The organism is Fructobacillus sp. EFB-N1, assembly GCF_001038455.1.
Taxonomy (GTDB): domain Bacteria; phylum Bacillota; class Bacilli; order Lactobacillales; family Lactobacillaceae; genus Fructobacillus; species Fructobacillus cardui.
In genome coordinates, this window is record NZ_LDUY01000004.1 from 1 (window position 1) to 25,467 (window position 25,467).

Here is a 25,467-nt window from a genome sequence, read left to right on the forward strand (position 1 = left end):
CAACAATCGACCCATGAAGTTACATAACTACCAGACGCCACTAGAAGTTTTTCGGGGTTGTTCGAATTAAACTTGTAATCTGTCTTTAATAAAAACCTCATAATCCTCCTCTTATTTGCTATACTATGCCTAACTAGAATGAAAATAAGGAGATTTTTATGGATGGAGTATCAATAACTGATTTATATCGCATTAAGGGCCTAAGTCAACCATGGGCCACTGACCTTTTTTGTTGAAAATGGTTTAAGCCAAGAAAACAACGATTATACTGCCAATATCTACAGTGTTGATCAACACCACCACGTCAAGCAGTACACAAATGAAGGACTAAATCTACAGCCGTTGGTTGTCGATGACTACCTTTATTTTCGTAAGCAGGACGAAAATCAGCATTTCCAACTGATGAAAATGTCCATCAATGGTGGTGTTGCAGAGCAACTAACCACTGGCGATAGCATCGCTCAGATTAAATTAGCCCCGAACAAGCAAGCCTTATTCTTTAAGACTGTTCAGACCCCAGTTAAAAATGATGATGAGCTAACAACACGGCACGTTGATAAAGTCCAAAATCGTGCAGATGGCATTGGTTGGATTCCGACTGATAATCACTATGACCTTATTCGCTTTGATCTTAAATCGCAAACAACGACAACTATCTGTACTGGCACGGAAGACTTTAGCTTGGAAGATATTAGTCCCGACCAAAATCAAGTTTTGTTTTTAACAGCCGAACACCCCGACTGGACTAGTAAATTTGATGAATCATTAGCCGTTTATCTCTATGACATTGAAAAACAGGAAAAAATTTGGCTCACGAAATCGTTTTCTGATGGCGTCTTTTCAGACGCTCATTTTTCACCCAATGGTCAGCAAGTAACAGTTATTGGTAGCGATTATAGCCACTATTCTGCAACCGTTAACCAACTTTACCTTTATGACTTAAACGATATGCATGTCCAGAATATTACAGGCAATGATGACCTTGATGTAGGTTATGAACACAGTATTGGCAGCGATATGATTCAAAACCGTAACGGTATTAGCGGCGCCTGGTTAACTAATAGTCAATATTTGTTCCAAGCCTATGATCATGGTCATAGCCAATTACACATTTGGGATGGTGAAAAACCAACCTTGCTAACAGATGATCGGCGTGACATCATTGATTTCACTGTCAATGATAACCAAGAAGTTGTGATGGTCACCTCCTCTACCGAACGACCTGCTGAACTGAAGACATTGAACTTGCTAACTGGTCAGGAGACAAGCCTCTACAATCCTAACCAAGAATATGAGCAAAGCCATACCTATGCCCAGGTTAGTTCCTTCTACTACCCCTCTACTGATCAAAATGTTCAGCTACAGGGATGGTTCACGAAAGCACAAGGAACAAATGATCAGGCACCACTAATTTTGTACATTCATGGTGGTCCACACGCAGCTTATGGTGATACCTTCTTTCATGAATTTCAGGCGCTAGCGGCTAAAGGTTTTCACGTTGTTTACTTCAACCCCCGTGGTTCCACGAGTTATGGTGAAGCATTTGCTACAGATGTAATGGGCCATTATGGTGAAAATGATTATGATGATGTGATGGCTGGGCTCGACTATACCCTTAATCATTTTGATGGCATCAACAAAGACAACATTTTTATTGCTGGTGGTTCATACGGTGGTTTTCTATCAGCTTGGACGATTAGCCATACTAACCGTTTTCAGGCAGCCATTGTGCAACGACCTGCTATCGACTGGATTGGCCTTTATACCAATAGCGATATTGGCGTTCCCTTTGTTGAACAAGAAATGGGTATGGACCTTTATCGCGATGAAGGCGCTGCCCAGTACTATTGGGAAAAATCACCGTTATCACACGCTAACAAAGTCAAAACACCTGTAAGAATCCAGCACGGCGAACTGGACCGCCGTTGCCCTGTGAGTCAAAGTGAAGCGCTGTTTTTAGCCATTAAAAGTACTGGAACCGATAGTGATTATATTCGCTATCCAAAGTCTTATCATGGCCTTTCCAGAAATGGTCTTCCATCACTGCGAGTCCAAAGAATCGAAGACATTGTTGAGTGGTTCAACCGTTACGCTTAGTCTTTAGGATTCTAATTTATGCATTTATGTATAAGAAAAAGACATTCATCTTCTGAATGTCTTTTTTATTTGAAAGTGAATTACTTAACTGTGGGTGCACCCTTCCAAACAGCAACCTCACCAGTACCACTCTTGTAATCGATGAAATCAGCAACGTTCTTTGACTGGTAAGCCTTTACTAGCTTCTTAATTGCTGAACTATTCTTCTTGCTCTTCGTCGTGGCAATAATATTCACAGCACCATGTTGGCTCTTATCAAGCGGACGCACATAAATGGCCGAATTGATTGAACGGCCAGCACCAACAATAAAGCTTGGATCAACAGAAGCCAAATCAACTTCAGGCAATACACGGACTAGCTGGTCAGTACCAACTTCCTTAAATTGCAAGTTCTTCTTGTTTTCTGTAATATCCTTCAAAGTTGGATCAGAAACCTTGTCAGACACCTTAATCAAGCCAGCTGCTTGTAGTAACAGCAATGTTCGACCTTGTGTAATCTTCGCATTTGAAATGGCAACCGTTCCATTTTGTGGAATGTCTTTAATGCTCTTGTGCTTATCAGAATACAAACGACCGGCAACCATGATGGTTTCACCAACAGGAACAATATTTGTCTTATGTGCCTTGTTCCAATCGTTCAAAAAGATATAGTGCTGGAAGGCGTTGGCGTCAATATCTCCCGAAGACAGCGCCGCGTTTGGCTGGTTATAGTCGGTAAAGGTCTTAATTTTAAGGTCCAGACCTTCCTTTTTGGCATTTGCCTTAATCAGCTTCCATTGCTCATCCGTTTTTTTGTCACCAGCCATAATACCGACAGTCAACGTTTCCGTTTTGCTCTGAGCGCTATGCTGAAAAAAGCTAAAATAACCAACGACAATCAAAGCAATCGCTGCAATAATACCTGTTACTATTTTGTTGTTCATTCTTCTCTTCCCTTTTCCCCTATTTGTTGCAATTAAAATCGAACAATTTTTTAATAAACTCTTTTGGCAATGCAATTCCCCGCTACCTAATCAACTCCTTTTCAAATAAAAAAGTCCCGTAGTCAAAAGACTACGGGACGAATTAAAGTCGTGTTACCACCCTGATTTTAACTAGCATCACTACTAGTTACTCGACAGGTACGTCAAAAAGAGATACCCTAACGCAATAACGGGCGCACCCGGTTCCGGCTAACCAATAGCTCACCGTCACTTAAACTCAAGGACCATTTTCAAGGGTTTTAATTCATCAACTCCCACCACCGTTGATTCGCTGTGCAATCTCGACCCTTTACTTTTCCTGTCGATGTTCATTAATTGCAGTTTAGCAATCAAATTAGTATTTGTCAACAAAATATGAAAAAATAGTTAAATTTAAATGAATAAGCATTTCTCCCAGTTACAATTTTAATTGATGTAGTACCTGCTGAAGGACTCTAACTACAATTTGTGTTTTTTATTTTAATTTAAAGCTGAACAGTTATATATTAAAGAATAAGAAGTTACGATAAGGTGGTTTATGAATTATGAAAAAAATTATTGGAGTTGCCGTGGCAATCGCCGTAGCGATTGCCAGCGTGATCGACGGTTACATTGTCTTCTTCAAGGGCCATCAACGGCATTCTCAGACTAGTTCAAATAGCAATCAGTCTAGTACAAGCACCAAATCGTCCAGCAGCACTAGCAGCAATCAAACGACGAATGGACAATACAAAGACGGAACGTTTACTAGTAAAACGGTTACTACCCCTCATGGTACCATGCAGGTTAGTGTCGTGATTTCAAACGGTAAAATCACGAATATCAAAATTTTGAAGTATCCTGACAAAGAATCCAAATCAGAAAGCATTAACAGTCAATCATTGCCTACTTACCAATCGGAGGCCATTAAGGCCCAAAGTGCTAATATACAACAAGTATCTGGTGCTACCGAAACTTACACAGGATTCACGAATTCACTTCAAGATGCTTTAAACAAAGCGGTTTAACATTATCCAGGAGGACTGGTATTGACTAAAAAGACTAATGCACAATTCCATTTTTTAACAAACGTTATTGGGAAAATGAACATTCCATTTACAATTAGCGCAGCTGTGTTCGAAGAACGGCCTGCCCTTCAAGAGCGTTTTCAACAACAATGTCAAAAGATTGCTGCTGATTTAGACCAGGTTAACGCTGTTTTTTCACCATTCAAACCGGATTCGTTAGTATCCAGATATGCAGATGGCGAGCGAGAAGTGATGTTAGATTCAACTGATTTTTAAGAGGTCTTCTTAATGGCTGACCAAGCTAATCAGGTAACCGAAGGATTTTTTGATCCATTCTTCAAAGGCCAATATGACCCAACCGGCATCGTCAAGGGCTGGGCAATCGAAAAAATATTTAATCAACGGTTACGGCCCTTACTGACAGATTCCTTGGTTGCAGGAGTCGCTTTAAATGGTGGCGGCGACATTCAAGCAGCTGTTGCAAATGACAGTGAACTAACCTGGATGACGGGCATTGAAGACCCACGTCAACCAGGTTACTTGATTGGCAAGTACCCGTTAACCAATGCTGCACTTGCTACCTCCGGGGTTAATAAACGTGGCGAACACATTAAACGGGTTGCCAGTCCATTGTTGCAGGTCACAATTGTTGATTACTCATTAACGATTGCCGATACCTGGGCAACCGCAGGAATGGCTGCCGGAACCAAACGATTTTTAGAACTAATTAAGAAACATCAATTGACGGGCGTGCTCATTGATGCCAAAATTGGTGAAATTAGTTTTGAGAAAGGTCAGGTTCATCATGCTCAAACGATATAACTTTAGTCTAGGGCTGACTTGGTTGGTAATCTTCTTTGTCATTCCATTACCACTACTCCAGACACTATCAGCTGGATTGCCAGCAATTTATTCCAGCCAATCCCAAGCAATTTATTTAGGTGCCATTGCCTATGCTTGGATGCTCACGTCAATTTATTTAGCCACGAAACCCCATTGGTTGGATCGACTGATTGGCTTGCCTGATATGTATATGATTCATGGCATCATCAGTATTCTTGCTATCGGTTTGGCCTATTTGCATAAATTTGGTAACCCTTCTGATGGCTGGATAAGAACTACCGGCGATTGGGCCATTTATCTATTTACTGGCATCATGGTCTATTCGATGATCTTTATGGCTGGCTGGTTCACTAGCCGGATTCCCTTTCTAGCTAAGTTAAAAAGAATGCTAGAGACCGTTTTCAAACATGAATTATCTGTCTGGTTGCATCGTCTAAACCTGATTGCTACCCTCTTAGTATTTATCCACGTCCAATTAATTAGCTATGTGACCGCTATTCATCCTTTCATGTTCGTCTTTTATGCCTACAGTAGCATTGTCTTTATCAGCTACGTGATGAGTAAAGTTCGGAGTCAATTAGGTGATACCAGAGGAACCGTGATGACTAACGAGGTACTAGCGCCAAATATTCAGGAGTTAACGATTACGCCTCAAAAACATTATCAATTAAATTTGCGAATGGGCGATTTCGCCTTTATCTCCTTTCCTGATTTAAAAGGCCTGAAAGAATACCATCCGTTTTCAATCGTCAATCCACCTAGTGACGACAGCCAGCACATTAAATTGGCCATCCGCGGCGATGGTGACTTCACGAAACTCCTTTCTCAAATTAAACCAGGCGTCGCAGTTAAATTAAGTGGTGGTTACGGCCGTTATCATTCTTTCCTGGAAGATAATGACCAAGACCATCACATTGTCATGATTGCTGGTGGTATTGGTGTAACACCATTGCTTTCAATCGTGGAAGGTTCTCCAGAACGTCACATTTCATTGTTTTATTCCGCCCATTATGACCATGATTTAATCTATTTAAATCAGCTAAAGGATTGGCACCAACGTGACAACTTTAATTTACATTATCAGGTTGGTCGCTATTCCGAAGCCGATGTTTTGAACCATCAATTGCATGACTTACCAAATAACACCATCTTTCTCATTTCTGGACCGGCTCCAATGATTCGCTATTGGAAACGGACCTTGAAGAAAAATGGTATTCGAAATGGGCAAATGTACGCCGAAGAATTTACCTGGTAATAAAGAAAAGCCCGGTCAATATGACCGAGCTTTTTTATGTTGATATTGATATTAATGGATATAAATCGTTATGACTGTGAACAAGCCAAACAAAATCCCTGGGACGTTCGAAATAATAATTGGCCAATCTTTATACGTTTTAGTCCAGCCATAGCCAGCCCAGAACGATGCGTTAATCATCGCTACGAGTGGCTGTAAAACACCGACTGGATGCCCTGAAAAATTGCTAATAATTTGCGGGATATAAGAAACATACATCGCAATACAGGTGAACGTAGCAGCCTTGCTGAGTAACTTCAGCCGTTTAACTCGTTTTTCGGGTATAGCATTCTCACCTGTTGGATATTCTGAAGTATCAATTCTCATAAAAATTTCCTTTCTCCGTTGTTCATACCTAAAATTATAGCTGTTTTTATTTCATATAGCGAGTAAAAACGAAACATCTGCACTTTTTATGCAATATTGCTAGCTACTATTCAAATAATTGCTATGATTAAGTAATTCCAGCTAATGATATAATGTGACTTATATTAATAGCCGAGGTAAAAACATGAATAAAAATGAAGTCTTTCAGTATTTAAAGCAAAAAAACATTTGGCACGAAATTACAGAGCACCAGGCCTTATTTAGTATGGATAGCATTGTGGATGTTGATTTACCATACCCAGATGCCGATGCAAAAAATCTTTTTGTCCGTGATGATAAGAAACGAAATTATTATCTGATTACCGTTAAAGGCGATAAAAGAGTTGATTTGAAGGCCTTCCGCAAGGATAACCAGACTCGCCCACTATCGTTTGCTTCAGAAGAAGACTTGCTAAGATTAATGGACTTAATTCCTGGCTCAGTTTCCCCCTTTGGTCTATTAAACGATGAAGACCGCCAGGTCAATTTTTTCCTTGATGAAGAATTTTTAAAAGAACCCGGACTAATCGGGATTCACCCAAATGAAAACACGGCAACGGTCTGGTTAAAAACTCCTGATCTGCTCGAAATGATTCAAGAACATGGGAATGAATTTACGACTGTCCCTATTCCCGAACGAGAATAATATCATCATAATCCACTTAAAAAGCCGCAACACTGTTTCTGTAAGTAAATATGAACCCCGAAATTTGTTGGTCCAAATCTCAAAGTTCATATCAGTGCTACAGCTTTTTAGTATCTCATTCTCTTTTTAAGAAACAATTTGATGGTATTGCTCCTGGGCAATTTGTACAATTGGTACTTGCTGTGAACTGCACGTGCCTAATTTTTGACCAATATGTTGGACAAGCCAAGCAGTTAAATAAGGTCTGGAAAGAAGAGCTAGGTAAGCGTCGAAACTGAGAAACGTTTCGATATCCTCAAAATAGCTAAACAATTCTTCATCCGCACGCACCGGTTGAACAAGTCGCAGCATAATAATCGTTTCCAAAACTTGCTCATGACAGAGTAGATGTTCTTTTTGTGCTAAACGAACCATGATTCGTTTCAAAACCCGTTGAGTATCAACAAACCGGTACGCTTTTTCAGCCCAATCAATAATGGCAAAACCATCAAAAACGTTGGCTTTCTGCCAATGTTAAGCCCATATAACGCAATAATTGATAGCGGTACTCAAATGGATATCTGTTTGGCCACGTTCAAAATTTAAAATCACACTCGTCGATAAACCCGTTGCTTCGGCTAAGTCATTGGCAGACATGCCACGAATTTCACGTCATTCGCGAATCATGGCGCCTAAATGTTGAACCTCTGCAAAGACATCTTTCGACATGGTCCTCGACCCCTTTTTACGTTCTTAATTTCACTTTTTATTCAGCAATCACTTTTAATTCAGCTCGCTCTAGTAAGTACACTTGCAAATCAGCAATTGAAATCATTGGTAATTGCCATTTTTGGCTAACTGAACTAAATCAGCCTGACGAGCCCATATGACCATCTAGTAAAAGAATCTCGATGATTGTCGCTACCGGTGCTGTTCCAGCTAATTTGGCCAAATCAACACCCGCTTCGGTATTGACCATTACGCTCCAAGACACCTCCAGACTTGGCCACAAATGCGAATGTGTAACCTGATTCGCGAAAGTGCTAAACAACTAATGCGCTTAGTCAAAGAAAACGTGAAGCCAAAAAATTTGATTACCAAAGAAGCGCTTGATATGGCCATGGGTGGTTCAACAATACCGTGCTTCATGTTTTAGCAATTGCTCATGAAGCAGGAATTGACTATAACCAAGAAAATATCAATAAAATTGCTAAAAAAGTCCCTTATCTAGCCAAAATTGCGCCATCATCCAACTGGTCGATGGAAGATGTTCATCAAGCAAGTGGTATCCCAGCAATCATGAACGAACTTGTCCGCATGGGAATATCTTACATCCTGATCGCATGACCCTCACTAGGAAAACTATTCGAGAAAACGTGACTGGCCACGAAATTTTAAATGATGAAATTATCAGGCGCTTTGATATAAATCCTTATTCTAAAGAAGGTGGTATCTCCATTCTTTCTACGGGAACCTTGCACCAGATGGCGCGGCCATCAAAGCTGGTAGAGTCGATGCCAGTGTCAAACAGTTTACGGGAGAAGCCATTGTGTTCGACTCGGAAAGGACGCTGTCAAGGCCATTGATGCCGGTCAGATTCCTGCCGGTCGCGTAGTCGTTACCCGTTATGAAGGACCTAAGAAAGGACCCGGCATGCCCGAAATGCTTGGACCAACATCTGCTCTAACTAGGATGGGACTAGGAAAAGAAGTTGCCCTGATTATTGATGGCCGTTTTTCCGGAGCAACCCGTGGTATCTCAGTTGGACATGTCAGTCCAGAGGCAGCAGATCAAGGACCAATCGCTTTAATTCATGATGGCGATCAAATTACAATTGATTTAGTTGACCGATCAATCCACTTACATGTTAGCGACGCGGAATTAGCAGAGCGAAAAACGCAATTAAAGCCTTTTAAGCTAAAAATCAAGCATGGTTGGATTGCTCGCTACCAAAGTCTCGTGACTTCAGCAAATACCGGTGCTGTTCTTAAAGGGAGCTGATGAACTTTTCGGTTAAAGAAATGAGGTACCTTTCATGAGAACTGCAACAGAAAACCTTAAAAACAGAATGGTCCAGGTCCAGGCTCTTTCAGAAGTAATTGATCCTGAATTGAAATGTGATATCATCAATCTTGCCTTAGTTTACGGATTATCGATGGATGATCATCATTGCGTAACTGTTCGATTAACATTAACTACAATGGGCTGTCCCTTAACAGAGGTTTTAGAAACCATGATTGAACGTGCCTTAATGATTCTCGTTGAGGTCGAAAAAGAAGTCGTCGTCGAACTCGTCTGGAGTCCCGCCTGGAATTAAAACATGATGAGCGACTATTCCAAACTTGTTTTAGGAGTCTATTAACAAAAAAGATTAGTTTCGCAAGCGATGACTGTTTTGATTATTCTGGCCGTATTGTCTACTAATTCAAAAACAATTCTTGCCGTTAGTGCACTTGCTTTAATTCCAATTATCATGTTGTATAATTTATTAGGCTATCTATTTGTTTTTTTGTTTGCCAGACTATTACAAATTGACAGTGCCCAACAGAAGGCAATTACGTTTGAAATTGGTATGCAAGATTCGGCCCTTGCGTCTACATTAGCAATTTCATTTTTCGAACCTGCTTCCGCCATTTCAGCTGTCATTTTCTCTGTTTGGCACAATATCTCTTGATCAGTTTTAGCCTCCATTTGGAAGCACTATTAAGAGCTCTTCCGTTCATGGCAATACAAAAAGTCGGCATTTTAGCCGACTTTTTATGATTAAAAATCAAACTCATTGGATAGAAAAAGGCCCGTTGCTTAAGCAACGGGCCTTTTTTACTATTAATATTTTATTTTAGTAAGTGCTGCTTTGCTTTACGAAATATCCATACGACCAGACTTAGTCCTGAATAAATCGAAACGAAGATGATAAAGTTCAAGAAGAGATTATCCTGAATAGCGGGATAAATCTTTTCAACTTGGTCAATACCAATAAAACTACCTAAAATAATGAAAATACTGCTAATGGAGAAGCCTCTTTTTCGGCGTTCGGGTCTCGACTTCGCTTGCATACTCATTTACCTCTCAAGTAAGTTATTAGTCATTAAACCTGAAAGAGCTTCGGACTGATTTTCTTCAAGATTTCTAAGATAATTGTCGGCACAACAGTTAAGAGAACAATCATCAACCAATGGCTAGCTGATAAGCTAACCAAGCCGAAGAGTCCTTGAACACCCGGAATTACCGAAACGGCAATGGTAATCAATGTTGCTAAGATGGCCATGTTCACCAACGATGGGTTGGCACCGTAGCGAATTGAAAAGAGCGACTTTTCAGAACGGATATTGAAAACGTGAATAATCGACGTTAATGACAAGACCACGAAGGCCATTGTCTGACCAACTTCTTCTGAAGTAGCGATACCACCCATGGCCACATTTTGACCAAACCAAATGGCACCTAAGGTCACCAGGGCAAAGAGCGATGCGTTTAAGGCAATCTGTCGGCCAAGTCCCTGGCTAAACAATGATGCATTTTTAGGCATCGGCGCCTTATCCATCACATTTGTTAACATCGGTTCACGACTCAAAGCGAATCCTGGCAAACCATCGGCTACAAGGTTAATAAAAAGTAGATGGATTGGGAGTAACGGTGAACCCCAGCCTAAAATCATGGCAATCATGATAGCAATTAATTCCGAGATGTTAGCGGACAAAAGGAAATTAATGGTCTTACGAACCTTAACATAAACGCCTCGTCCTTCTTCGATAGCACTAATAATCGTCGCAAAGTTATCATCTGTCAAAACGATATCGGAAGCACCACGAGCAACGTCAGTTCCGGTTTGGCCCATAGAAATACCAACATTGGCTGCCTTCAAAGCCGGTGCATCATTGACACCATCACCCGTCATGGCAATCGTAGCATCTTGTCGCTGCCATGACTTGATAATTCTGATTTTGTCCGTTGGTGTTACACGAGCATAAACACTATAATCTTTAACATTCTTATCCAATTCAGCATCGGATAATTGGGCCAATTCGGCACCGGTTAATGTTTTGTCGCCTGGTTGTAAAATGCCGATTTCACGGGCGATTGCACTCGCCGTTTCAACGTGGTCACCGGTAATCATCACCGTCTTAACCCCGGCTTGTCTTGCCTGAGCAACGGCCGCTGCTGATTCCGGACGTGGTGGATCAATAATACCAACCAAACCGACCAGTTCTAAATTGCTTTCATAAAATTTCTGAGTTGGTTCTTCCGGCATTTGATCAAAGACGTGCTTTGTAATAGTCAAAACACGCAGTGCCTGACGACCGAACTTTTGGTTAATCTTTTCGGCTTCAGCAACACCACCGTTTGCCAGCATTGGGGCCAACACATCAAAGGCTCCCTTAGTGATGGCAATGTAACCACCATCTGGTCGTTGATGAACGGTTGTCATCCGCTTTTTTGTTGAATTAAATGGTACCTGATCAACTACAGGATATTCAGCCAATAATTCTTCTCGACTCTTAATAGGATCAATGGCCCGTACCAAAGCAACTTCCGTTGGCAAACCATCAAAACGTGTTTCACCATCTTCATCTTCCGATACTGCAACGTTCGTTGACATTGCTGCCAATGACAAAACTTCCTCGGCTTCAGCTGTGATACCATCCGCTGTGGCTGATAACTGATTTTGACTCGCTTGCCAGACTTGACGAACTGTCATCTTATTTTGCGTCAAAGTTCCAGTCTTATCCGAAGCGATGACATTCGTTGTTCCCAGCGTTTCAACCGCTGGTAATCGACGAATAATAGCGTGCTTCTTGGCGATTCGCTGAACGCCAAGAGCTAGAGTCATGGTCACGATCACTGGCAGCGTTTCTGGCACAATGGCAACGGCTAAGGAGATGGCTGTTAAGAAGATGTGCTTCAGATCCATTCCTTGGGCAATTCCTAACGTCAAAACGACAATAGCAGAGATAATGGCCAAATAAGAAATATTACGACCTAATTGAGCTAAACGACGTTGTAATGGTGTCAAAGGCGTGCTATTTTCATTGTTCAACAGGCTGGCAATCTTACCCATTTCGGTTGCCATTCCCACAGCCGTGACGATGGCAAGGCCATGACCATTAACAACAGTCGTACCACGATAAACCATCGTTACTCGTTCACCGAGGTCGACGTCCTTGTCTCCCTCAAAAGTAGCCTCCGCATCTTTTTCAACGGGTAAACTTTCGCCAGTTAATGCAGACTCTTCTGTCTGCAATTCAACAGCTTCAATTAAACGCGCATCAGCGGCGATGGATCGTCCGTTTTCTAAGAGCAAAATATCACCGACGACAACGTCATCCGAATCAATTAATTCCGGCTGACCGTCACGCAGAACCTTAACCTGGCTCTTATTCAAATCCTTCAAGGCGGCTAAAGAGTTCTCCGCCTTTCCTTCTTGGAAAATGGACAATGCTGAGTTGATGACCACAATCCCGATCACCAACAGACTTTCGAAGTAATTATTACTTCCTTCCAAATAAGTGGCGACAAAGGAAATCCCGGCAGCAATCAGCAAAATGATAGTTGCCACATCCTTTAAACTAAGCAAAATTTTCTTAGCTAAAGACGTCTTTTTTTCAGCAACGAAAACGTTTTTTCCGTGTTCTTGTCGGCTTTTCTCGACCTGATTTTCCGAAAGCCCTTGGTTCGGTTTTGTCCCAAGAGTCTGGAGTGTTGCTTGAACTCCTTTTTGGAATGCTTGCATGAGTATTCCTTTCAATGGTTCATGAGAAGGTATCACACCAGAGATGGTCTCCTGGCCACGGCACGTCTTCTCTTGCGTGACCGTGTTGGCAGTTGCATACTACTCAAAGTTCGGCGCCGACAATAAAGTGGTGTAAGTCCCCGAATTTTGAAATCGTGTCTCTTCATAGATAAAAAGCGAACATTTTCGGCTAATCATTTGCGATTAACATGTAGGTTTTTAGCTAATTGGAATACTGGCACAATTAACTGTCAAAATTAATATTCAGATATGTATGAAAGTACGACGCCATTAGAGTGAATAAAAGTATTCTTAAACTAATAAGTATGACTAATTTTATTTTAGCATACTTATAACGATTTTTGTAAGTTTTAAAGAATAAAATAATTTTTTCTAATAAAAAAACACTATTAAATCAGCGATTATATACTTTAAATTAGAATAATATTTATTAAAAAACGCCTATACCAATTTTGGAAGGTGTTTATCTGTCAAGTATTCCGTCTCCCTTTAAAAGATAGACCATCAATCATTCACGAAGACAAATTTCTTTTGCGTTTTCACTTCTTCAAAGCCAAGATAACGATAAAAAGCATGGGCATCTTGACGATTTGCACCAGAATTAAGCCTGATGATTCGAATTTTTCGGCTTTTGCCCGCCGCCTCTAACCACTCAATTAAAGCCGTGCCAATTCCCTGCCCCTGCGCTGACTGGTTGACCGCCAATGCCAAAATATTCAACGCAGGATCAGCATAAATTTCCTGGTAAACTTCGGCATGAAGATAGCCTAAAACCTTGTGCTGTGGGTTTTCGGCAACGGCCAGCAGATGGTGGCGTTGATCTTCCAGCAATTGCAATAACTGATTTTTCGCCTTCTCAATTGGATAATCGTACCCCAACTCATTTGTATTGAGCATGTGAAGGGCAGCCAAGTCAAGCAGCGTAGCCTCACGAATAAAAAATTTTTCAGACATTTTTCACCGACGTCCTTCCTGAAGGTACTTAGCTTCGACAATTGTGTGCGCTTTTTGCCACCAATTCTGGTGATTTTGGTACCAGGCAATGGTTTCTTCTAAACCAGCATCAAAATCACTAAAGGCCGGGTGCCAGTCAAGGGCTGCCATCGTGCTACTAGCATCCAAGGCATAACGCTGATCATGGCCGGGACGATCAGCAACATGCGAAATATTCGACGAATTCTGACCCAACTGGTGCAAGATTTTTTGCACAACTGTTAAATTACTCAACTGACAGTTAGCCGAAAACAGATATGTTTGGCCACTTTGTCCCCTTTCCAAAATAGCTAACAGACCTCGAACGTGATCCGTCACGTGCAACCAATCACGCACCTGCTTCCCAGAACCAAATATTTTGGGTTTTTCACCACTCATGACAGTAGCAATTGTCCGTGGAATTAGCTTTTCAACATATTGATAAGGGCCATAATTATTCGACGAGTTTGAAATTGTGGCTTGAATACCAAAAGACCGGACCCACGCCCGAACCAAGTGGTCAGAGCTTGCCTTTGTTGCCGAATATGGTGACGAAGGTTGATAACGAGACTCTTCTTGAAAAGTCGCCGTTGAATCAATCGGTAAATCACCAAAAACTTCATCAGTGGAAACGTGGTGGTAAAAGACACGGTATTTACGAACTGCTTCCAGCAACGTATAGGTACCGATAATATTTGTATCCAAAAATGGCCTTGGATTGGCTAATGAATTGTCATTATGGCTTTCCGCCGCAAAGTTCATCACGACATCGACAGTCTGAACCAGCTGATCAACCAGTGGCGCGTCACAAATATCGCCAACTACTACATGCAGTCGTTTAGTTGATAAATCAGTTATATTGTCTAAGTTTCCGGAGTAAGTTAACTTATCTAAAACTGTGATTTCGACTTTTTGATCGTGCTCCAGCAGATAACGAACGAAGTTAGCGCCAATGAAGCCAGCACCTCCCGTTACGAGTATTTTTTGATAGCGCATGGCCTTCTCTCCTTTGCTGATTTTAAAAAATATTATAACAAAAGGTCCTCCTCAGCAAGCACTGAATTGGCCCCTTCTCAATATTCTTACATTTTCAATAGAAGCGATGCCCGAATCTTTTTCGATTCGGCTTGTGCCGTTCGAACATAGATGGTATCTCCCGGTCGCAAAATCAAATCTCCAGCTGGCAGTAAGCTTTGGTTTCCCCGCTTCACCATCGTAATTAAGCTTTGACTGAGCCAGTCAATATTGCGAATTTCACGGTCATCTAAGACTGTGCCGGCCAAAACTGGCACTTCCAAAGTGATCAGCTGTTGGCCACCATCTTCTTCCTGATTTTGCAAAAGACGGTTCAGCAAGGACTCATAGATTGGTGCACCGTTGCACAAGTCGACCACTAGGTAAGCAACTAAGCTGACAACGGCCAACGGCAAAACATGGGTTACGGAACCGACCATCTCAATAATCAGGATGATGGCAGTAAAAGGCGCTTTCCCGATAGCCGCAAAATAAGCAGCCATGCCAATAACCACGAAATCAATGAGATAAGACGCAGACAGCCAACCCAAAATGACAAAAACCTGACCAATGATAGCACCATTTAAGGCACCAAGCGTCAAAATTGGTAAAAAGATGCCCCCAGGAAGACCCGATCCGTAACTAATCATCGAGAAGATAAAGCGAACTAGCACCATGGCCAATAAAATTTTGATACCTGGAACATGGTGACCAAGTGCCAGGACCAAATTATTGCCCCCACCAAGGCCATTTGACCAAACAAGCCCTAAAGGAATAACCAGCATCAGTGGCATCAGGCCGTTCAGATATTTTGGTAGGTGTGTCCATTGATAAATCTTCTGGCTGGCCAAGAGCGTTTTTTGGTATAGAAAGCCCAGCAAACCAAGAATGAGCCCCAAAATCAAGAGCAGGCCGTAAAGGTGGACTGGAATGAGTGGTAATTGTCCAACCGCCAAAACCGGCGTCTGGCCGAAAACAATTGTGGAAATCGCATCGGCAATCACAGAACCGGCCAATGCCCCCAGCCAGATAACCGGCGAAAAACTATGGTAGATTTCTTCCAAGACGAACATCACACCAGCTAACGGTGCATTAAAGGCGGCAGCCAAACCCGAAGCCGCTCCTGCCGCAATCAGTGACTTTTTTTGACTATGATCAACCTTGATGGTTTCAGCAACTCCTTGCCCGACGGCAGCACCAAGTTGAATCGAGGGTCCTTCTCGTCCCAACATCAAGCCGGAACCAATAGCTAAGATACCGGCAACAAATTTCCGCCACAAAATCGAAAAATAATTTAAATGCAGTTGATCCATCAACTGCCCTTCAACCTGTGGAATCCCAGAACCCGCGATATTGGGTTCCTTTTTCACTAACATCGCGACAATCAGGCCGATTACTAAATTAATAAGAACAACGAGGACAAGCATTAACCAGTGGCCGCTTTTAATGTACGTATACATATCACGCCACCACGAAAGCGAGTGTTCAATGCTCATTCGAAAAACGGACACCACAATCCCGGTCAAAACACCAACCAGAGCCCCATTGATAATCACCATTAATCGATTTGTATTGAAATGAAAGGTATTTTTTTGCATATTTTTAGTTTACACCTTTTTATTCTAAAATCGTAACGAAAAACAAAAATAGTTCAAAAAGATTGATAACTTTTTGAACTATTTAACAAGAAATTAGATTGTTCGCCGATTTTAATGGCGCGTTTGACCATCGCCAAAAACTTCATACTTAATGGTCGTCAACGCTGGCAAGCCCATTGGCCCACGAGCGTGCAACTTTTGCGTGGAGATCCCAATTTCGGCACCAAAGCCAAATTCAAAGCCGTCCGTAAAGCGGCTCGAAACATTTTGGTACACCACCGCTGCATCCACTCGGTTCATAAAATCAGCGACATGCTGTGGATTTTTTCCAAGCATAGTCTCGGAATGGTGAGTCGTATGCGCATTAATCCAATCAATGGCAGCATCGCTATCGGTCACCACCTTAATCGCCATGATTAAGTCATTGTATTCCGTATCCCAATCAATTGGTGTTGCTAATGAGAGACGGCCATCAATAGCCACAGCCTGGTCGTCGCCGCGTAGTTCAACCCCGGCTTCAATTAAGGCCGAAGCCACCTTCGGCAAGAATTCAGCAGCAATTTTTTCATGAATCAGTAGCTTTTCGGCGGCGTTGCAGACAGCGGGCTTTTGCGTTTTTGTATTGACAATCACTTCGATTGCCTGATCCTGGTCGGCATCTTCATCCACAAAGATGTGCGTGTTGCCTGCCCCAGTTTCAATCACTGGTACGGTAGCATTCGTCACCACAAAGTCAATAAAGCTACCAGAACCACGAGGAATTAAGACGTCCACGTATTGACGCAGATGAAGCAATTCGTTAACGGAATCATGTGTGGTATCGGTGATCAATTGAATAATATTGGGATTCAATTGGTGATCTGTCAGTACGGAACGGAGCACCTGCGCCAAGGCAATATTGGAATGGATTGCTTCTTTACCACCACGTAAAATCACGGCGTTACCTGATTTGAACGTCAAGGCAGCGGCGTCCACTGTCACATTTGGCCGGGCCTCATAGACCATCGCTACCACTCCAAGTGGAACAGTTTTCTTGATAATTTTGAATCCAGATGGGTGTTCCCAGTTTTCATATGGGCCAGCCAATGAATCGTCAAGATCCGCCACGGCAGCCAAGGAAGTAGCGATGCCCTCAATCGTCCCATCATCAAGCGTTAGGCGATTGCGCATTGGGCCAGAAAGCGCTGTTGCACTGGCTAAATCCGTTTGGTTTGCGGCCATAATAGCTGGCTTTTGTTCCCGCAAGGCTTCAGCCATCGACAATAAAATTTGGTTGCGGTCTTGTATTGATAATTGCGCAACAACTTGTGCTGCTTCTTTAGCCTGTTGGCCAATTTTTTCAACTGTTGTCATCGTCTATTCCTCAAAAAGTGTCCCAATTTCTTCTCCCGCAATCACTGCAAGGATATTGGCCGGGTCATTTCCATTCACCAAGGACATTTTTTGACCATATTTCATCGTTAAATCAGCGGCCGCTAACTTAGTGCTCATGCCGCCAGTGCCCAAACCGGACGTTGAACCCGTTGCACTAAGCCAAATTGTTTCCGTAATCTCTTCCACTCGGTGAATCGGCTGGGCATTTTGATCAATATTTGGGTTAGACGTATAAAGTGCATCAACATCACTCAAAATAATTAAGCCATCGGCTTGAATTTGCTTCGCAACTAATGCGGCTAAGCGGTCGTTATCACCAAACGAGTGTTGGTGATCCAACTCGTCAACGGCAATCACATCGTTTTCGTTAATAATCGGAATCACACCCTGGTCAAAAAGTGTCTCAATAGCATTTGTAGTATTTTCTAGCATGACTGGGTTATTAAAGACATCATAAGTCAAAAGAACCTGCCCAACCTGCTGCTGATAGAAGGCAAAGCTTTGGTGGTACAAAGACATTAAATACCCTTGCCCAATGGCAGCGAGCGCCTGTTGCTTTGGAATTTCCTTTGGCCGCTGGTGCAAATTCATCTGGTTCAAAGCGACTCCCATGGCACCTGAAGTCACCAATAGCACCTGGTGACCTTCCTTTTGCAAGGTCGATAGTGTTTGAGCTAAACGGTTCACAACCGGGTATTTGATTTGCCCATCCAGGTCCACAATGGTACTTGTTCCAACTTTTACAACAATTTTCTGCCAGTCTGCCATGCACTTTTTTCTTCATTGAGTTTATTCTATTATAGCAAGAAAACAGGATAGTAGCGCGATAAAAAGAAGCTACGATTGTTTTTAAATGAATAACGAGGAACACTGCTTGCTTCGACAGGAATTATTTTTTTAGTAATCAATATAAACTAAATCAAATTCTAAGCAAGTAATTTGAAAGCAACAAAAAAGCAAAGTTAACTTTGCTTTTTTTCTACGCATAATTTAGTTTCAATCAATTCAAAAACAGCATCCTCAACACAGCTAAATTCGCCAAAAATGCTCAAGCCCTTATGAAAGCCTATTTTCTGTTCTAGGTGGCTAGTCGGTTTTCAAAAAGTGAACCCAGCTGATTTTCATTAATTGACCACACGGGCAGGAATACCCACAACCGTCTGACCAGCAAGAATGTCTTGCAAAACAACGGCATTAGCACCGACTTTGCTATCCTGACCAATATGGATGTTCCCAATTACCTTGGCACCAGCACCGATTAAGACTCGATCGCCAATGGTTGGATGACGCCGCACGCCATCCTTCACAGCGCAACGAGCGCCTAATGTGACACCCTGATAAATCGTCACGTCGTCACCAATCACGGTTTCTTCACCAATCACAACGTTGACACCGTGGTCTATCACCAAGTTTTTACCAATTGTTGCGCCGGGATGAATATCAATCCCGGTCTTTCTCTTACTATGGGTCGCAAGCAGCTGAGCCAAAAATGGGTGGCCATGCGTCCAGAGGTAATGGCTTTTGCGATAAGCCCTGACCGCCTTATAACCAGTATGGAAAAACAAAACTTGGTAGCGGTGCTGTAAAGCAGGATCACGTCGAATAAAATCATCAGCAGTGTCAAACATGAGTTCTCCTTATTGATAAAAACCCTGGCGTATTCGGTCACCAGGTCAGCAATTCATCGCGCTTCCCGAATATTTACTGACGAATATACCCCCCTTTGCCTAACAAGGCATACAATCTTTGTCAGGAAAACTGCCAAATTTAAATTGGTACAGTTATAACAAGCGGTATGATAAGACCTGTAATAAATAGCAGGGAAACAGTACTTGGAGGAATTCGAATGGATAGTGGAAGTATTGCTTGGGTCCTGACATCAGCCGTTTTGGTTTGGATCATGACCCCAGGATTGGGATTGTTTTACGCAGGATTAGGCGACAAGAAAAACTTGTTGCATACAGTTGGTATATCAGTATTGCTGATTGGTCTAGCCACAGTCATCTGGGCACTGTTAGGTTATAGCTTATCCTTTGGTGGATCTGGTTCCTTTATTGGAAACCTACATTACTTGGGACTCAACCACGTCTCCCTTTCAGGGTCTACACGTGGCTTAAACATTCCAGATGGCGCCTTTGCCATCTTCCAAGGAATGTTCCCAATTATCACCATTACCATCATCACTGGTTCAGTGGTTGGTCGGATGCGTTTGAAATCAATGTTAACTTTCCTAACATTATGGTTGATTTTCATTTACGCTCCCCTTGCCCACATGATTTGGGATAACGGCTTCTTAGCTAAGTTAGGTGCCATCGATTTCGCTGGTGGTACTGTTGTTCACATTTCATCTGGTGTCACAGGTTTGGTATTGGCTTTGATTCTGGGTCCACGCAACGATCAAAAGCCACACCAAACAAATCCAATTTATGTCTTGGTTGGTGGTTTCTTACTCTGGGTTGGTTGGTTCGGCTTCAACTCTGGTTCAGCTTTAGCTGCTAACAACCAAGCCATCGTGGCTTTGATTAACTCATGGGTTGCCTCATCAGCAGCTGTTCTTTCATGGGGAGTAATTGCTTACCAGATTCAAAAAAAGGTCACACTCGATGGACTGGTAACGGGTGCCTTAGCTGGTTTGGTCGCAATCACGCCTGCAGCTGGTTACGTTCAACCATGGGCAGCCATTGTGATGGGCTTGATTGCCGGGGTCCTTGGTTTTGTTAGCATCACAACAATTAAGAACTTCTTCGGTTACGATGATACCCTGGATGCCTTTGGTATTCACGGAATTGGTGGTACCGTTGGTGCTCTTCTGACCGGTGTCTTCGCTGATAAAAACTTACCTGGTAGTGCCGCTGGTTTAATTTCAGGCCACTGGGACTTGCTAGGTCATCAAGCAATCGCCATTTTGGTGACGCTTGCTTTGGTCATTATTGGGACACTGGTTTTGGCAGGCGTTACTCGAGTCATTGCTGGTCCATTACGCGTAAGCGATGCTGATGAAAGCGCTGGTTACGATAAATTGATTCACCTACTCGTTATCAAAGACTAAATCAATTAAATCAATGCACAATAAAAGGGCTGTCATCAATGACAGCCCTTTTATTTTTGCCTAAAGTTAATTTGTTTGGTCAAGCAGATAGCCCAACAACAAGAACATTATTTCCTGATTTTTGCTTGGAACACCGTGAGCTAAAATATCAGCACCCGTTTGGTGCAAAGTATTTTTAGGATCATTGGCGTACTCGCAATCATTAGCAACCATTTCACGGACATTGTCCGCCTCCGGTTCAAAATGAAACTGCAAGCCTAAGACGTTTTCGAACACAAAGCCCTGATTTTTGACTAAATCAGTACTGAATAACATCTCCGCCTGCTCAGGTACAGTAAACATCTGTTCATGCCAATGCAGTGCTTCTACTTTTTCTGGTAAGCCAGGAATACGGTTACTAAGTCGTTTAACCGGTGCCCAACCAACTTCCTTATAGGGAAGCATCGAGAACTTCGCCCCCAAGCACCTTGGCAATTTGCTGAGCGCCAAAGCATGCCCCAAAAATCGGTTTATGCTGAACCATTAATTGTGCAATTAGCGACCGCTCTTCAGCAATCCAAGGCAAGTCATCATTAGGACTCATTGGTCCACCCAAAATAACTAAGAAATCAACATCCTCCGCCTTTGGCAAGACATCTTGAAAATGAGCTGGGTGGTGAACGGTCATCTCATGACTGTTTTTTTGCGACCAACGAGCAATGCTCCCTGGCCCTTCGTTTGGTGTATGTTGCAAAACATGAATGCGCATCAAAAAAGCCTCCTTTTTTCGACGGCAATTTGATACGGGTTTCGCCTGCATATGCCCTTAATACGATTATTCTAACACAAAAAAAATCCTGACGGTTTAAGTCAGGACTAATTTTTCAACGAATATTTAGAAGAACAAGTGAATCAAAACAACAGCGAGCAAAACTTGAACAGCGCCGACCAAGAAACCAAAAATGAGGAACTTGACGCCACTCTTTTTAATAACTGACCACTTCAAGTTCAAGCCAATGGCCGCCAAGTTGACCACGCCAAAGAAAGTTGACACCGTGTGACTAAACTGGTGAATTGGAGCTGGCAAAGCCATGATTGAGTTCACTATCAGTAAGATGGCAAAGACGATGATGTACCAAGGTAGAATCGTAATTTTAGCATTTTCGTCCTCTTCGACCGCCTCTTTTGCATTTTGCCGCTTAGCGATATAAGCAAACAAAACAACTACAAAGACCAACATAATGACCCTCAACAGCTTAAACAGCGTTGCAAAGGTCACAACGTTTGAGTTAATCAAGGAAGCTGTTCCAACAACCTGACCAACGGACTGAACAGTGCCACCAACTAGGGCCCCGCGCAATAAATCGTTATTGCCAAATAAGAAGTGTGACAAACTTGGCAATGTCAGCAAAAGCAGCATACCCGTCAAGGAAACGGTTGCGACCGCCGTTCGGCGATCATCATCCTTGGCCTTAATAACTGGTGCCACGGCCGCAATAGCACTTGAACCACAGACGGCATTTCCAGCGCCCATCAACATCGTACTGTTGTCGTCAACCTTAAACAGGTACTTCCCCAGCAAGAAGACAATCCCAATCACCAAGACCATATTAATAATGATAAAGAAAATACCATTCAATCCTAATTTGGAAAGCGTTTTAAAGGTCAAAGTCGACCCCAGCAGAGCAATCCCAATCTCAATTGGATATTTTTCTGACCACTTAACCCCAGCACCATACTGGTCACCAGCAAAAATAGTATTTCCCAACAAAATCCCAATAATCATGGCCAAACTTTCGGCTCCCAATTGCGGTAAATATTTACTCAAAAATTGGGCGAAAAGCGAAACCACAACTGCTAGGACAATCCCAACAACATGCTTCTTCTCGATTCTCATCAGACAACCATTCCTTCTTTCGTTAGCGTTTTAACAAAAAATATTACTTCCCCATTAAACACCTAACCAGGGGGGCTTGGTCAAGCTTATCAAGATTAAAATTTGATAACAAATGTCGATTTTTAATCATTTTTAAAATTGATACAACACACCACGCCCTCGTTTAAAATAAAACAAAAATTAAGGGGTTGTCTTTTAACCACCGTGTTATCATAATTAAAGTTAATTATAGTATAGAAAGTTGGATTGTAGCATGACCGATGAATATTTGATTTTTGACCTTGATGACACCCTTTTGGATTTTACCGGAGGCGAAGTCGCCGCCATTCGTCAGCTTTTTTCAAATGAATTAGGCTTAACAGGCACTGATTTAGACCATGCACTAAAAACTTATCAAGAGATTAACCACCATCTCTGGCAACAATACGAATTCAAAGAAATTGCTCGCCAACAAATTTTTGAAGAGCGTTTCAAAAAGACCCTCGGAGCTCTTGGAATCGACTATGATGCCGACCGACTTGAGCAAGAATACGCTACATTGCGTGACCATAATTATCGGATGGTGCCCTATGCCACTGAAATTTTGCAGCACCTACAAAATCAATATACGATTATTGCCGGTACGAATGGCCAAGACGCTACTCAACGCCTTCGCCTCAGGGAAACTGGCTTAGACCAGTACTTTGACCAAATTTTCACTTCTGAAATGATTGGTGCTTCTAAACCCGACGCCGCCTTCTTCGACCGCATTTTCCAAGATAACCCGCAAATGACCAAGGAAAATACAGTAATGATTGGGGATGGCTTAACTTCTGATATCCTGGGTGGCCAAAACTATCAACTCGACACGATTTGGATTAATCCCAATCACAAAGAAAGCCCGTCAGAAATCAAACCAACTCAAGTAGTTGAAGATTTGCCAACTTTGGAAGCACTCTTGCAATAATGAAAGCTGCGCTTCTATCATCATCAGCTCAAAAAAGTCAGACCTTTGCGGGTCTGACTTTTTTATTTTTGGTACTTACCGATTTTTTGATCAATCGTTAAAATTTCACCATCGGGCTGATAGGCAACCTTGATATAGGCTGAAACCTTCTTGGCACCCGCCCGAACAGCCACACGCTGACACTCTTTCACGATGTCCATCAACTGGTTGTAATCATCGCCTTCAATCGTTGTTTCAAAGGGACCAACTTCATAACGTAAACCAGTACTTTGAATATACGCAATTACCTCATCGACCATCCGGCACAACTCATGGTCATTTTCGGCTGCTGGTAAGACCTGAATCGCTACACTTGCACTCATTTATTTTCTCCTTTTACTACAGTCGCAAAATCAATCGTTTCATCTGCTAAATTTTGTAAATCAGTCCACTCTTCCTTTGACTGATGGTCATAGACACCAATCACAAGAAAACCCGATCTCTTTGCAGTTGAAGCCGCATACAGTGCGTCCTCGTAGACTGCAATCTTGTTCGGTTGCTGGCCAAAATATTGTGCAGCAGCCTGGTAAATTGTGGGTTGCGTTTTATCCTGCCCAACATCTTCACAGGAAAAAACAAAGTCAAAAAACGGCAGTAATTTCAGACGGCGAAGACAGTCTTTGGCTAACGCCGAGCTACTAGCGGTTGCCAGAACAATTTTGCGACCATTTTTGTGCATGCCTTGTAAGTACGCATATACCCCCACCTTAAGCGGAACATCATTTCGATAGTGTTGGTCCATCAAAACTCGCATTTCCTGCGCCAAACTTTCAGCAGTAACGGGTAAGACAAATAGTTCTTGTATAAAGACGGCCGAATTCGTCAAAGTCATGGTTTGAATCCGGTCATGCAAGTCTGCTGGTAGCTGATCAATGCCATGTCGGTGAAGCAATTCAGTTGCTAAATCCTCCCAAAAAGGCATGGAATCAACTAATGTGCCATCGAGGTCAAAATCAAATATTCCTTACCGCTCATCGCTCACTCTCCCCTTACCAGACTTGTTCTAAATGCCGTTGTTATTTAGTCCAAGCTCGCGTGCATTCGTTTGAGCAGCCCCGTCTTCTGAAAAATTAAGGTCACTGCCAAGCCCATCCCAGCACCCACAATGGCAGCTGGTGTGTAATATGGCACAAAGTAATACCACTTGTGGACGTCCAAGCCATAGAAAATTTTCATCAATGGATAAGAAGTTAACGCCCCTAAAATACCTGTTCCAATCACTTCACCAAGGAAAACCAGGTAAAGGTTGTGGGTTTTACGATAAATCAAGCCACCAAGAATGGGGCCAAAAATAGCGCCCGTCACGGCTTGAATCGTCCGACCTGACATCATTCGCAAAATACCACAAATTAAGGCACTAGCCAAGCCATACCATGGCCCTACCAAAACAGCGGCTAAGACATCAACGAAGTGTTGGAAGGGTGCCATTGCCGGGAAATAGACAAAGCTATTTAAAACATAGGCCAAAGCAGCCAACAAGGCCGTTACTAGCATCTTCTTCGTTGATAATTTTTTCTGTGTCTTCATTTGAAAACGCTCCTTTTAAAATCAGTGGGGTAGCAAAAAAACAGCGCTCCTTTCCCACTTTTGCGGTTAAACCAGTCAGGCAGACCCTGTCTAGTAGAAAGTTCGGTCGAGACTAATTGGTCTCCT

The 25,467-nt window shown here is 42.4% G+C and carries 27 protein-coding genes, 2 pseudogenes and 1 other annotated feature; of the genes and pseudogenes, 12 read left to right on the forward strand and 17 right to left on the reverse strand.

All coding sequences use genetic code 11. From position 1 onward, the window contains the following. Positions 1–402: 402 nt before the first annotated feature. Positions 403–2,097: a S9 family peptidase gene (locus FEFB_RS01025; protein ID WP_152666207.1), complete on the forward strand. Its 1,695-nt coding sequence runs from the start codon at positions 403–405 to the stop codon at positions 2,095–2,097. A gap of 80 nt (positions 2,098–2,177) precedes the next feature. Here FEFB_RS01025 and FEFB_RS01030 read toward each other — a convergent pair whose 3' ends face one another. After that, complete coding sequence (locus FEFB_RS01030; RefSeq protein WP_047974403.1) at positions 2,178–3,020, reverse strand: MetQ/NlpA family ABC transporter substrate-binding protein; 843 nt, start codon at positions 3,018–3,020, stop codon at positions 2,178–2,180. A 130-nt stretch (positions 3,021–3,150) separates the two neighbouring features. Then, positions 3,151–3,394: a binding site (T-box leader), on the reverse strand. 210 nt (positions 3,395–3,604) lie between these two features. On the opposite strand from FEFB_RS01030, the gene FEFB_RS01035 reads away from it, so the two are divergent. Genes FEFB_RS01035 through FEFB_RS01045 form a run of 4 tightly spaced genes read left to right on the forward strand, consistent with a single transcriptional unit; the run spans position 3,605 to position 6,164 of the window. Then, positions 3,605–4,066: an FMN-binding protein gene (locus FEFB_RS01035; protein WP_200898273.1), complete on the forward strand. Its 462-nt coding sequence runs from the start codon at positions 3,605–3,607 to the stop codon at positions 4,064–4,066. Positions 4,067–4,087: 21 nt separating this feature from the next. Continuing rightward, positions 4,088–4,342 (forward strand): hypothetical protein, encoded by a 255-nt coding sequence (locus tag FEFB_RS08180; protein ID WP_053068903.1) that lies wholly within the window; start codon positions 4,088–4,090, stop codon positions 4,340–4,342. A 12-nt stretch (positions 4,343–4,354) separates the two neighbouring features. Beyond that, on the forward strand, positions 4,355–4,888 hold the full coding sequence (locus FEFB_RS01040) for an FAD:protein FMN transferase (protein WP_053068904.1): 534 nt from the start codon (positions 4,355–4,357) through the stop codon (positions 4,886–4,888). Beyond that, entirely contained in the window at positions 4,872–6,164 is a 1,293-nt protein-coding gene (locus FEFB_RS01045; RefSeq protein WP_047974405.1) for an FAD-binding oxidoreductase, read from the forward strand. Before FEFB_RS01040 ends, FEFB_RS01045 begins: the two co-directional genes overlap by 17 nt. A gap of 51 nt (positions 6,165–6,215) precedes the next feature. On the opposite strand, the gene FEFB_RS01050 is transcribed toward FEFB_RS01045, so the two are convergent. Next, on the reverse strand, positions 6,216–6,530 hold the full coding sequence (locus FEFB_RS01050; protein ID WP_047974406.1) for a SemiSWEET family transporter: 315 nt from the start codon (positions 6,528–6,530) through the stop codon (positions 6,216–6,218). 184 nt (positions 6,531–6,714) lie between these two features. Here FEFB_RS01050 and FEFB_RS01055 point away from each other — a divergent pair, with 184 nt between their 5' ends. Beyond that, positions 6,715–7,215: a prolyl-tRNA synthetase associated domain-containing protein gene (locus tag FEFB_RS01055; RefSeq protein WP_047974407.1), complete on the forward strand. Its 501-nt coding sequence runs from the start codon at positions 6,715–6,717 to the stop codon at positions 7,213–7,215. A 126-nt stretch (positions 7,216–7,341) separates the two neighbouring features. On the opposite strand, the gene FEFB_RS01060 is transcribed toward FEFB_RS01055, so the two are convergent. From FEFB_RS01060 to FEFB_RS08560, 3 genes are all read right to left on the reverse strand, one after another. After that, positions 7,342–7,629, reverse strand: coding sequence for a hypothetical protein (locus FEFB_RS01060; protein WP_152666208.1), 288 nt, complete (start codon positions 7,627–7,629; stop codon positions 7,342–7,344). A gap of 99 nt (positions 7,630–7,728) precedes the next feature. Next, positions 7,729–7,860, reverse strand: a complete 132-nt coding sequence (locus tag FEFB_RS09075; RefSeq protein ID WP_288846484.1) for a helix-turn-helix transcriptional regulator — start codon at positions 7,858–7,860, stop codon at positions 7,729–7,731. A gap of 202 nt (positions 7,861–8,062) precedes the next feature. Beyond that, positions 8,063–8,173 carry a 3,4-dihydroxy-2-butanone-4-phosphate synthase gene (locus tag FEFB_RS08560; protein ID WP_152666209.1) on the reverse strand — a complete coding sequence of 37 codons (111 nt, stop codon included), beginning with the start codon at positions 8,171–8,173 and terminating at the stop codon, positions 8,063–8,065. 161 nt (positions 8,174–8,334) lie between these two features. Here FEFB_RS08560 and FEFB_RS09080 point away from each other — a divergent pair, with 161 nt between their 5' ends. The 4 genes and pseudogenes from FEFB_RS09080 to FEFB_RS01075 all read left to right on the forward strand — a co-directional run bounded on the left by FEFB_RS09080 (position 8,335) and on the right by FEFB_RS01075 (position 9,868). After that, positions 8,335–8,541: a dihydroxy-acid dehydratase gene (locus tag FEFB_RS09080; RefSeq protein ID WP_255360181.1), complete on the forward strand. Its 207-nt coding sequence runs from the start codon at positions 8,335–8,337 to the stop codon at positions 8,539–8,541. Positions 8,542–8,689: 148 nt separating this feature from the next. Next, positions 8,690–9,195, forward strand: a pseudogene (locus tag FEFB_RS01065) (dihydroxy-acid dehydratase). 34 nt (positions 9,196–9,229) lie between these two features. Continuing rightward, positions 9,230–9,511, forward strand: coding sequence for a metal-sulfur cluster assembly factor (locus FEFB_RS01070; protein ID WP_047974409.1), 282 nt, complete (start codon positions 9,230–9,232; stop codon positions 9,509–9,511). A gap of 69 nt (positions 9,512–9,580) precedes the next feature. Beyond that, entirely contained in the window at positions 9,581–9,868 is a 288-nt protein-coding gene (locus tag FEFB_RS01075) for a hypothetical protein (protein WP_053068905.1), read from the forward strand. A 414-nt stretch (positions 9,869–10,282) separates the two neighbouring features. Here the strand turns inward: FEFB_RS01075 and FEFB_RS01085 are convergent, their stop codons facing one another. The 7 genes from FEFB_RS01085 to epsC all read right to left on the reverse strand — a co-directional run bounded on the left by FEFB_RS01085 (position 10,283) and on the right by epsC (position 19,532). Continuing rightward, complete coding sequence (locus FEFB_RS01085) at positions 10,283–12,925, reverse strand: cation-translocating P-type ATPase (protein WP_047974411.1); 2,643 nt, start codon at positions 12,923–12,925, stop codon at positions 10,283–10,285. A gap of 525 nt (positions 12,926–13,450) precedes the next feature. Beyond that, positions 13,451–13,900 carry a GNAT family N-acetyltransferase gene (locus FEFB_RS01090; protein ID WP_047974412.1) on the reverse strand — a complete coding sequence of 150 codons (450 nt, stop codon included), beginning with the start codon at positions 13,898–13,900 and terminating at the stop codon, positions 13,451–13,453. Between the two features lie 3 nt (positions 13,901–13,903). Then, positions 13,904–14,914, reverse strand: a complete 1,011-nt coding sequence (rfbB, locus tag FEFB_RS01095) for a dTDP-glucose 4,6-dehydratase (RefSeq protein WP_047974413.1) — start codon at positions 14,912–14,914, stop codon at positions 13,904–13,906. An 86-nt stretch (positions 14,915–15,000) separates the two neighbouring features. Next, the gene (locus FEFB_RS01100; RefSeq protein ID WP_047974414.1) at positions 15,001–16,530 is read right to left on the reverse strand and encodes a ClC family H(+)/Cl(-) exchange transporter; all 1,530 of its coding nucleotides are present in this window, start codon (positions 16,528–16,530) and stop codon (positions 15,001–15,003) included. Positions 16,531–16,641: 111 nt separating this feature from the next. After that, entirely contained in the window at positions 16,642–17,883 is a 1,242-nt protein-coding gene (locus FEFB_RS01105) for a glutamate-5-semialdehyde dehydrogenase (RefSeq protein WP_047974415.1), read from the reverse strand. Positions 17,884–17,886: 3 nt separating this feature from the next. Continuing rightward, a complete protein-coding gene (gene proB, locus FEFB_RS01110) occupies positions 17,887–18,672 on the reverse strand; it encodes a glutamate 5-kinase (protein ID WP_047974416.1) in 786 nt (261 codons plus the stop codon). A gap of 356 nt (positions 18,673–19,028) precedes the next feature. Beyond that, entirely contained in the window at positions 19,029–19,532 is a 504-nt protein-coding gene (gene epsC, locus FEFB_RS01115; RefSeq protein ID WP_047974417.1) for a serine O-acetyltransferase EpsC, read from the reverse strand. A 218-nt stretch (positions 19,533–19,750) separates the two neighbouring features. On the opposite strand from epsC, the gene FEFB_RS01120 reads away from it, so the two are divergent. Then, positions 19,751–20,953 (forward strand): ammonium transporter, encoded by a 1,203-nt coding sequence (locus FEFB_RS01120; protein WP_047974418.1) that lies wholly within the window; start codon positions 19,751–19,753, stop codon positions 20,951–20,953. 66 nt (positions 20,954–21,019) lie between these two features. On the opposite strand, the pseudogene FEFB_RS01125 reads toward FEFB_RS01120, so the two are convergent. Both FEFB_RS01125 and FEFB_RS01130 read right to left on the reverse strand, forming a co-directional pair. Then, positions 21,020–21,701, reverse strand: a pseudogene (locus FEFB_RS01125) (type 1 glutamine amidotransferase). Between the two features lie 126 nt (positions 21,702–21,827). Continuing rightward, positions 21,828–22,829, reverse strand: a complete 1,002-nt coding sequence (locus tag FEFB_RS01130) for a YeiH family protein (protein WP_047974419.1) — start codon at positions 22,827–22,829, stop codon at positions 21,828–21,830. Positions 22,830–23,082: 253 nt separating this feature from the next. Here FEFB_RS01130 and FEFB_RS01135 point away from each other — a divergent pair, with 253 nt between their 5' ends. After that, positions 23,083–23,775, forward strand: coding sequence for a YjjG family noncanonical pyrimidine nucleotidase (locus FEFB_RS01135; protein WP_047974420.1), 693 nt, complete (start codon positions 23,083–23,085; stop codon positions 23,773–23,775). 62 nt (positions 23,776–23,837) lie between these two features. Here FEFB_RS01135 and FEFB_RS01140 read toward each other — a convergent pair whose 3' ends face one another. The 3 genes from FEFB_RS01140 to thiW are packed head-to-tail and all read right to left on the reverse strand — an operon-like array spanning position 23,838 to position 25,341. After that, positions 23,838–24,137, reverse strand: a complete 300-nt coding sequence (locus tag FEFB_RS01140; protein ID WP_047974421.1) for a thiamine-binding protein — start codon at positions 24,135–24,137, stop codon at positions 23,838–23,840. Beyond that, positions 24,134–24,775: an HAD family phosphatase gene (locus FEFB_RS01145; protein WP_255360183.1), complete on the reverse strand. Its 642-nt coding sequence runs from the start codon at positions 24,773–24,775 to the stop codon at positions 24,134–24,136. The genes FEFB_RS01140 and FEFB_RS01145 overlap by 4 nt, the downstream gene beginning before the upstream one ends. Positions 24,776–24,834: 59 nt before the next feature. Next, positions 24,835–25,341: an energy coupling factor transporter S component ThiW gene (thiW, locus tag FEFB_RS01150; RefSeq protein ID WP_047974423.1), complete on the reverse strand. Its 507-nt coding sequence runs from the start codon at positions 25,339–25,341 to the stop codon at positions 24,835–24,837. Between the last annotated feature and the right edge of the window lie 126 nt (positions 25,342–25,467).